This window comes from Thermodesulfovibrionales bacterium (assembly GCA_026417875.1).
Classification (GTDB): Bacteria; Nitrospirota; Thermodesulfovibrionia; order Thermodesulfovibrionales; family CALJEL01; genus CALJEL01.
The window spans coordinates 1-8,256 of the sequence record JAOACK010000069.1 but is presented as its reverse complement, the minus strand read 5'-3'; the positions used below and the strand labels follow the sequence as shown (position 1 = coordinate 8,256).

Genomic DNA, 8,256 nt, shown 5'->3' with positions numbered 1-8,256 from the left:
CTCTAAAATTCCCGGAGTTATCATTGAAACCGCTTTCATCTCCAATCAAAAGGAACGGGAATTACTAGAGCAGGACTGCTTTAAGGATGAAATTGCAAAAGCAGCGGTCTTAAAAAGTTTTAATGGCTTCAGTATTACATTTATATGAGAGAATGCCTTCAGAGAGTGCGGCCTTAAGAATCTATGTTAAGAATTACAATTTTTATGACATCAAAGATATACAAAAAGGCTTGCTTTAATAAAAACCTGATAGGGATTCTTTTCTGTTTTATTCTTTTATTAACATTTAATGCCAAACAATCCTTTTCAAAGACCATTGTGCTTGACGGAAGTCTTAAGAGCAGAATAAAGGTCAGTCAACAGATTGGTTTTAGCGTTGTTGAGCCCCTCAGTAAACTGAGTTTCCGGTTCAGTCTTCCGGTAAGTTTTTCAAACAGACTGGTGAGTCAGAAGGTGAGCAATATGAAAATAAGATTTTCACCAGAGCCTTCTGAGATTAAGGAAGAGATAGATCCCTTTGGAAACAGATTCAGGCTTGCTACATGGTACGGGCTCAGGAGTTCTGTGAGCGTGAAGATAGATTTTGAGGTAGAGATTTCCTCTGAGCTCAGGCCTGAGGGCTCTAATTCTCTATTCCCTTTAAAGAATATTCCAGAGCAAGAAAAGGTCTTTCTCAAGCCTACAAAACTTGTCCAGTCCGATTCACCAGAGATTATCAGACTTGCAAGAGAGTTAACTTCTGGTGCTTCCACTCAGTATGAAGCTGTAAGCGCAATACTCAATTATGTGGTTGACAATGTTAAATATACCTATAATCCTGAGCAGTATGATGCGCTCTGGACACTCAGGAGAGGAAGAGGCAATTGCCAGAATCTTGCCCATCTTAATATTGCCCTCTTAAGGGCAGCTGGCATCCCTGCAAGGATTGCAGGAGGTATCACACTAAAAGAGTCATGGAAGGTTCCTCTTGATGAAAATAACTATCTCGTACAGAGTATAGGTCAGGGCGGACATGCCTGGATAGAGGTCTATTTTCCCGACCTTGGTTGGCTAAGCTATGATCCTCAGCAGTCCAAGCAATTTACCTCATCAAGACATATAAAGCAGACTCACGGTCCTGACTCTGATTATATAAATGACTCCTGGAGAGCAGCACCCTATCTGCCAGAATACAATGAGTTTATTGATGCGAGATTTATCTCTGACAGTATAAACCTTAAACCAGCTGGAGTACCAGAGAGGGAGCCCAGAGCCTATCTTCTGAGTAACAGATTTATGGCAAGAAGGGAATCGCCAGACATAGGACCTCAGAAAGAACCAGAAATACCATCCCTTCCAGAGGGTAATATCTTTGAGTTCGGTAATATGGAATTTCCAGCAATTGTGGACCTCTATCAGGTAAGCGGCGACAGAGGCATGAAGATCCTTGATAAAGAGACTGCTGAGTATGTTACATCAAGATATGTTTATGCTCAGGCATTCACAATACCTGAGACCTTAGAGATAGAAAAGATTAGTCTCGCAATGAGGAAATTCGGAGGTGACGGTACAGTTTACATAGACCTGGTAAATGATGAGCAAGGAAGACCTGGTATGACCGGCGTAAGGTCACATCCCCTCTTTCTTGAGAACATACCCAGAAGGCCTGGTTACTACTGGATAGATTTCACCTTTCCTGAAAAGATTAAACTTACTAAAGGTAGATACTGGATTATACTAAGGCATTCCGGTGAGGTAATAATGAACTGGTTTTATATACCTGGTAATCCTTACGGTGCTCTTGATGATACAAGGTCAACACTCAGGGGATACAGATGGGAGGATATCCGGAATTTTGACTTTGTCTTCAAGATAAAGGCAAGAAGATAGGTTAAACTAACCTGTCCAGAATAGAAACATCATTTTGTTAGATTTATCTTGTATGCTCAATCTTTACTCGAGCGTTTGATAGCATGCCCGCAGAAATTTCGAATTTCTTAAAATCATAATGTAATTTTCGACCTCCTAATCTCCTCCACCCTGCTTCATCTTCTTTTCTATTTTTAACTCAATGTGTTAATTCAATGAATTTTACATGTCTAAAGCCTCTTCTTAGTCTGCCTTTAGTTTAATGTCTCACAAAGCTCAATTCCTGATAAAGGAATTCAAATCAAAAAATGTTTTAAAATGTAAAAATGATAATCAGAGAAATAAAGGCCAGAACCATCCTCACAAGATCTCTTGTCTATGATTACAGTTTAAATCCCTATGTAGGCTGTCAGCACGAATGCCGTTACTGTTATGCCATGTTTATGAGGAGGTTCACTGGCCATTCTGAGAGATGGGGTGACTTTGTTGATGTAAAGATAAATGCTCCTGAACTCCTTAGCTCAGAGATTAAGAAAAAGGGCAGGGTATGGATAAGCGGAGTATGCGATCCCTATCAGCCTGTTGAAAGGAAATACAGATTAACAAGAAGATGCCTTGAAATACTCATTGATAATAACTGGCCTGTTACAATCCAGACAAAATCTCCTCTTGTATTAAGGGACAGGGATGTACTGGTAAGGTCAGATAATATAGAGGTTGGTTTTACAATCACAACTGCTGATGAGAGAATAAGAAGGATCTTTGAACCTCATGCACCGCCTGTAGATAAAAGAATAGAAGCACTAAGGATACTCCATTCAGGAGGCATCAAAACCTTTGCAATGATCGCTCCAATACTTCCTGGAGCTGAGGGTCTTGTTGATCTTCTTTATGGAAAGGTTGACTACATAATCCTTGACAGGCTTAATTATCACTATGCAGACTGGGTATATAGAAAATATAAACTTCTCTGGGCAAAGGAAGATAGATTTTTTATTTGTATGATAAAGAAACTGAAAAAAGAATTTGAGAAAAGGGGTATAGAGTGCCTTATTGTGAGTGATTAGGGATTAAATTATGGGGCGAGCGGCGGGATTCGAACCCGTAACCCCTGGAGCCACAGTCCAGTGCTCTGACCCTTGAGCTACGCTCGCCACAATTTATTATAACATCTGGCGCGCCTGGAGGGATTCGAACCCCCGACCCACTGCTTAGAAGGCAGTTGCTCTATCCTACTGAGCTACAGGCGCACTATCGGGGCGAGTGGATTTGAACCACCGACCCCCTGCTCCCAAGGCAGGTGCGCTAACCGGGCTGCGCTACGCCCCGGATAAAGATGTCAGAGTATTTGGAATTGAATTTATTTAGTCTCTGCCTTTATCAAAGATGAAGCATCTATTTTTTCAATATCCTCAGCCATCTTTTCTCTGAAAGCCTTTATTTTCTTCTGGAGCTTCTGGTCCTTTAGAGCAAGAATTTCAGCTGCAAGTATTGCAGCATTCTTTGCACCAGCCTTCCCTATAGCAACTGTTGCCACCGGTATACCTCCTGGCATCTGGGCAATGCTGAGCAAGGCATCTATTCCATTTAATGGAGATGAATTCACAGGCACTCCTATTACAGGCAGTATTGTATGAGCTGCAACAACACCTGGAAGATGGGCTGCCATTCCCGCCATTGCAATTATTACCTCTGCTCCATCCTTTTCAGCCTCTTTAATAATTCTTATAACCCGTTCAGGAGACCTGTGAGCTGAGGCAACCTCAATCCTGTAGGGGATACCAAATTCTTCAAGTACCTTTATACTTTCTTTTGCAAGTACAAGATCAGACTCACTACCTGTAAGAATAAGAATCTTCATAAAAACCTCCTCGCTGACATTTCAAAACTCGTTCAATCCCTGAAAGATCTTTCAGTGCTGAGATATTGTGAAACTTATATAATTTTGCCAGAGATAGAACATCTTTGTAAAGCCCTGTGCCAAGCTCTAAGATTAACCACCCACCGGGTCTAAGATATTGAGGTGCTTTCTCTAATATCTTTCTATAATAGTCCAGACCATCTTCTCCACCATCAAGTGCTTCAATAGGTTCCCAGTCCTTCACTTCAGGCTCAAGACTGGAAATATCTTCACTCTTTACATATGGAGGATTGGAAGTAATTATATGAAAAAAAATGCCAATATCTTTGATGGGTTCAAAGAGGTTACCCTTTAAAAAATATATATTTTCAACACTGTTTAGTGATGCATTTTCCTTTGCCAGTTCAATTGCCTTTTCTGATATATCTATGGCATAAACAGTTGAGTTTTTGATTCTTTTTGCTACAGAAATAGCTATACAACCACTACCTGTACACAGATCAAGGATAAAAATATTTTCTTCACTTAACCTTTCAGCCTCCTTTATTGCTTCCAGAGCAACAAGCTCGGTCTCAGGTCTTGGGATAAGAATCCCTTTTTTAGTTTTTAGTCTAAGGTCAAGAAATTCAGCATAACCGAGAATGTATTGAAGTGGTTCTCTTTTTAATCTCCTGGTAAGAATCTCCTGTAATTTTTTGAGTTCATCTTCTTTTAACTCTGGATTATCCCTGTAAAGCAAGACAGGATTGATTCCGATAAAGGAAAGAATCTCCTCTGCCTCTTTTTCAGGGAATCTTATGCCTGAAGACCTGAGCCTTTCCCTTGCTTCCCTCAGCCACTTAAGGCTATTCATTGAAGCTCTTTAAGTGCTTCTGTCTGGTAATGGGTGATAAGGCTATCAATTATCTCATCAAGATTCCCATCAAGTACATCCTGCAATTTATAAAGTGTGAGGCCTATCCTGTGATCTGTTACCCTGTTCTGTGGAAAATTATATGTCCTTATTCTCTCTGAGCGTTCTGCTGTGCCGACCTGCTGTCTTCTCTCCTTTGCTCTTTCTTCTTCCTGCTTCTGCCTCTCCATCTCAAGAAGTTTTGCTCTTAAAACCTTCATTGCCTTTTCTTTGTTTTTTAACTGGGATCTTTCATCCTGGCACTGGACAATTATGCCTGTTGGTATGTGAACTATCCTCACAGCAGAATAGGCAGTATTGACACTCTGTCCTCCCGGACCGGAGGAACAGAAGGTATCTATTCTGAGATCTCTTTCATCTATTTTTATGTCAACCTCCTCTGCCTCTGGAAGAATGGCAACGGTGGCTGTGGATGTATGAATTCTTCCGCCTGCCTCGGTAACAGGTATCCTCTGAACCCTGTGGACTCCGCTTTCATATTTAAGCCTGCTGAAGGCACCCTTACCCTGAATTACTGCGATAACCTCCTTAATTCCACCAAGGCCTGTAGAATTAATATCTATTATCTCCACCTTCCATCTCTTTGATTCTGCATATCTGGAATACATCCTGAATAAGTCAGCTGCAAAAAGAGCAGCCTCCTCACCACCTGTACCTGCTCTTATCTCAAGGATTACATTCTTTTCATCCCTGGGGTCTTTTGGTAGAAGAAGAAGTTTCAACTCCTTTTCAAGAACGGGTTTCTTTTCCTTTAGTTGAGAAAGCTCAGTCTGTGCAAGTTCCCTCAGGTCTCCATCACCGCCTCTAAGAATATCCTCAGCCTCTTCAATTTCCTTGATAACCCTTTTGTATTCTCTTATCTTTTCAATCAAGGGCTGAAGTTCTGCCTGTTCCTTAGAATACTTCTGGTACCTCTGGGGATCAGAAAGAACAGAGGGATCTGCCAGAAGCCTGGTAAGCTCCTCGTATTTTTCCTCTATAGTAAGAAGTTTGTCTAACATTTATTTAAAAGTGATTTAAAATTTTTTAGAATTAATGGCAAGAGAGTTGCTGAAAGAAAGAGCTTCCTCAAGGGCCACAAGGGCAACTTCTATCTGGCTGTTGTCTGGTTCTCTGGCTGTAAGTTTCTGAAGAAAAAGACCTGGTATAACCATGCTCTTTATAAAAATATTATTGCCATACCTTGCTGAAAGCTTCAACACCTCATAAGAAAGCCCTGCAATAAAAGGGATGAGAATAAGCCTTGATATAAATTTTTCAAAAAGACTGTAATCCTCAGGTATGAAGGAAAAGACCAGTATACTTATAAGCATTACTATCATAAGAAAACTTGTGCCACATCTGGGATGACAGGGACTGAATTTTTTTATCTCATCTATCTCAAGTGGTATACCCTTTTCATAGGCATGGATTACCTTATGTTCTGCTCCATGATATTCAAAGATTCTTCTCATATCCTTCCAGAGTCCTACAAGAAGTATATAAAGAAGAAAAATTATTATTCTTATGACACCATCTACAAGATTGAAGAGAAGGTGATTCTCATCAACAGGTTTAAATAGATGTCCTGTGAGTTTTGTCAGATAAACAGGTAAAAGAAGGAAAAGTCCCAGGGCTATTAAAAAAGCAGATAGTATAGTTATGGCCATTGAAAACCCGCTTAAAGAATTTTCCTTTTTTTCACCTTGGCTCTCTTTGTATGAATTTTCTCCAGATTTTTTTTCACTGGAAGATTCTGCTACAATATTTGCTGAGAACTCAAGCGCCTTCAAGCCAAGCCTGAGTGTACTAAAGAGAATGACCGGTCCCCTGATGAACGGAAGTCTAAAGAAGGGTTTTACTTTTTTAAGTCCCTCCTTTTTTGTCCTGATCTTTCCTTCAGTATCCCTCACAGCAACACTCCAGCCCTCAGGTGCCTTCATCATGACACCCTCAATAACAGCCTGACCTCCGACCTGAATGCGTTTTTCTGAATCAGCAGCTAAAAGCCAGGTATTAAGAAATATAATTGTTTTTTTGAACATTTTTTTATTCAAAAATTACAAAGACCCTTAAAGGGTCTTTGTAGACAACAAGCTCTATCCTTACTATTATTTTTCTGCTTTGCTTTCCTTCTTTGCGTATTTCTTTTTGAATTTTTCCACCCTTCCTTCTACATCAACAATCTTTTCTTTGCCTGTGTAGAAAGGATGGCATTTTGAACAGACATCAACCCTTAATACTGGTTTAGTTGACCTTGTCATAAAGGTCTCTCCACAGGCACATATTACCTTTGATTCTTTATACTCTGGATGAATTCCTTCTTTCACCTTAACCTCCTGATTAATTTTTAATTTATTTTTTATTTTAACAGTTTGAACAGGATTTTTAAAGTCCTGTCAGTTCTTTTTTTAAAAGAGTTCTGATCTCTTCGATGTTTTTATCTCTGTAAAGCTCTATTATCCTGTCTCTTAATGAGAGGAATCTTCTATAAGTCTCCTGCCTCAGGGTTTCAATCTTTTCAGGATCCCCACTTTTCACAGAATCTATGAACTGTGGATATATAACAAGTCTGTAACCTTCCATAAAATCAATGTATAAATTCAGAAGCTCACTCTCCCCTCTTTCTATTGCCCTTTTAATAGGACCGTAATCCGAGCTATCAGCAAGATGGTCCTTCAGTGCCCTCAGAATAAGTTCAATCCTTCTTTCTTTTATTGAAAGAAGGAGTTCTGTCCATTCAGGGACATCTTCTACTGATTCTGCAATTTCATGATAAAGGAGCATCTCGGAGTATCGTGCTGCAAGTTCATTGAGCCTTTTTTCAAATTCCTCGTCAGGATGGCTGTCAGGATCTATTCCGTATCTCTGAAAGACCCTTTTTATGTCAGGAGCTTCCTTTGTGCGAAGATTGAGAAATTTTTCCCATAGAAGTGTCTTGAGTGGCTCAAGCCTTATGAATATACACCCTCCCTGAAGCATGGCAGCTGAGGAGAAAAGGTCTCTGACATGTTCCTTTCCGCAGATGTATACAGTGTAATCACTGATTTCCCTTCTTTCTACCATGTCTGCTATGAAAAATGTGGGCTTCATATAAAGTCCGTAACCGGCACCGTAAACATAACCTCTATTATTTAAATGAAGATTTATCTCAGGTATATCAAAGGGACTGAAAAGGAAATCTTCTATAATAAGGGTTTCAAATTCTCTATTTTCCAAACTTTTCCAGAGAGATTCCTTTTCAGCTATCCATTGCATAATACTTTCCTTAGGGATCGGGTCCCATGGTTTAAGTCCTGTTTCAGACCTGTAAAGCTCCCTCATTCTCATGAGAAGACCGCATACAGAAAAATGACCCCAGTACTTAGCATCTGAGATGTTGCAGTTTAATTTCACCGTATTTAAGAGTTGTTCCATTTTTCATTATAGCTAAACTGGGCAGGTCTTTAAAAGCAAGTTATTCTGCTCTAAAGCTGAAGAAAATTGGCAGGAATACGGTAATGTAAAATCTTCTGCTTAAATTGATATTTTAAAAAAGGGCGTATCCCTCATAACTAACAATGAATTTTTAAAGAAAGGAGGACACACCCATGGAAGTAGAACTCACTGACCTAAGTTTAACAGATTTATGGAGGGAATATCAAAGGAGTTTTAA

8 protein-coding genes and 3 tRNA genes are annotated in these 8,256 nt (G+C 39.8%); 2 read left to right on the top strand and 9 right to left on the bottom strand.

The features are described from left to right. Window positions 1–204: 204 nt before the first annotated feature. A complete protein-coding gene (locus N2257_09765) occupies window positions 205–1,869 on the top strand; it encodes a transglutaminase domain-containing protein (GenBank protein MCX7794668.1) in 1,665 nt (554 codons plus the stop codon). Between the two features lie 305 nt (window positions 1,870–2,174). After that, window positions 2,175–2,915, top strand: coding sequence for a radical SAM protein (locus N2257_09760; GenBank protein MCX7794667.1), 741 nt, complete (start codon window positions 2,175–2,177; stop codon window positions 2,913–2,915). Between the two features lie 11 nt (window positions 2,916–2,926). Here the strand turns inward: N2257_09760 and N2257_09755 are convergent. The 9 genes from N2257_09755 to N2257_09715 all read right to left on the bottom strand — a co-directional run bounded on the left by N2257_09755 (window position 2,927) and on the right by N2257_09715 (window position 8,018). Then, window positions 2,927–3,002, bottom strand: a tRNA-His gene (locus N2257_09755). 19 nt (window positions 3,003–3,021) lie between these two features. Continuing rightward, a tRNA-Arg gene (locus tag N2257_09750) sits at window positions 3,022–3,098 on the bottom strand. A gap of 4 nt (window positions 3,099–3,102) precedes the next feature. Then, window positions 3,103–3,177 (bottom strand) — tRNA-Pro (locus N2257_09745). A 31-nt stretch (window positions 3,178–3,208) separates the two neighbouring features. Next, window positions 3,209–3,709 (bottom strand): 5-(carboxyamino)imidazole ribonucleotide mutase, encoded by a 501-nt coding sequence (purE, locus tag N2257_09740; GenBank protein ID MCX7794666.1) that lies wholly within the window; start codon window positions 3,707–3,709, stop codon window positions 3,209–3,211. Further along, window positions 3,684–4,562 carry a peptide chain release factor N(5)-glutamine methyltransferase gene (gene prmC / locus N2257_09735; protein ID MCX7794665.1) on the bottom strand — a complete coding sequence of 293 codons (879 nt, stop codon included), beginning with the start codon at window positions 4,560–4,562 and terminating at the stop codon, window positions 3,684–3,686. Before prmC ends, purE begins: the two co-directional genes overlap by 26 nt. Next, a complete protein-coding gene (gene prfA, locus N2257_09730) occupies window positions 4,559–5,623 on the bottom strand; it encodes a peptide chain release factor 1 (protein ID MCX7794664.1) in 1,065 nt (354 codons plus the stop codon). Before prfA ends, prmC begins: the two co-directional genes overlap by 4 nt. A 15-nt stretch (window positions 5,624–5,638) precedes the next feature. Further along, window positions 5,639–6,646: a DUF1385 domain-containing protein gene (locus tag N2257_09725; protein MCX7794663.1), complete on the bottom strand. Its 1,008-nt coding sequence runs from the start codon at window positions 6,644–6,646 to the stop codon at window positions 5,639–5,641. A 66-nt stretch (window positions 6,647–6,712) separates the two neighbouring features. After that, window positions 6,713–6,931: a 50S ribosomal protein L31 gene (gene rpmE, locus N2257_09720; protein ID MCX7794662.1), complete on the bottom strand. Its 219-nt coding sequence runs from the start codon at window positions 6,929–6,931 to the stop codon at window positions 6,713–6,715. Between the two features lie 58 nt (window positions 6,932–6,989). Further along, window positions 6,990–8,018 carry a hypothetical protein gene (locus N2257_09715; protein ID MCX7794661.1) on the bottom strand — a complete coding sequence of 343 codons (1,029 nt, stop codon included), beginning with the start codon at window positions 8,016–8,018 and terminating at the stop codon, window positions 6,990–6,992. Window positions 8,019–8,256 lie beyond the last annotated feature (238 nt).

Coding starts and splice junctions, on each gene's coding strand:
- N2257_09765 (MCX7794668.1), top strand. CDS start 205: ATGACATCAAAGATATACAAAAAGGCTTGCTTTAATAAAAACCTGATA.
- N2257_09760 (MCX7794667.1), top strand. CDS start 2,175: ATGATAATCAGAGAAATAAAGGCCAGAACCATCCTCACAAGATCTCTT.
- purE (MCX7794666.1), bottom strand. CDS start 3,709: ATGAAGATTCTTATTCTTACAGGTAGTGAGTCTGATCTTGTACTTGCA.
- prmC (MCX7794665.1), bottom strand. CDS start 4,562: ATGAATAGCCTTAAGTGGCTGAGGGAAGCAAGGGAAAGGCTCAGGTCT.
- prfA (MCX7794664.1), bottom strand. CDS start 5,623: ATGTTAGACAAACTTCTTACTATAGAGGAAAAATACGAGGAGCTTACC.
- N2257_09725 (MCX7794663.1), bottom strand. CDS start 6,646: ATGTTCAAAAAAACAATTATATTTCTTAATACCTGGCTTTTAGCTGCT.
- N2257_09715 (MCX7794661.1), bottom strand. CDS start 8,018: ATGGAACAACTCTTAAATACGGTGAAATTAAACTGCAACATCTCAGAT.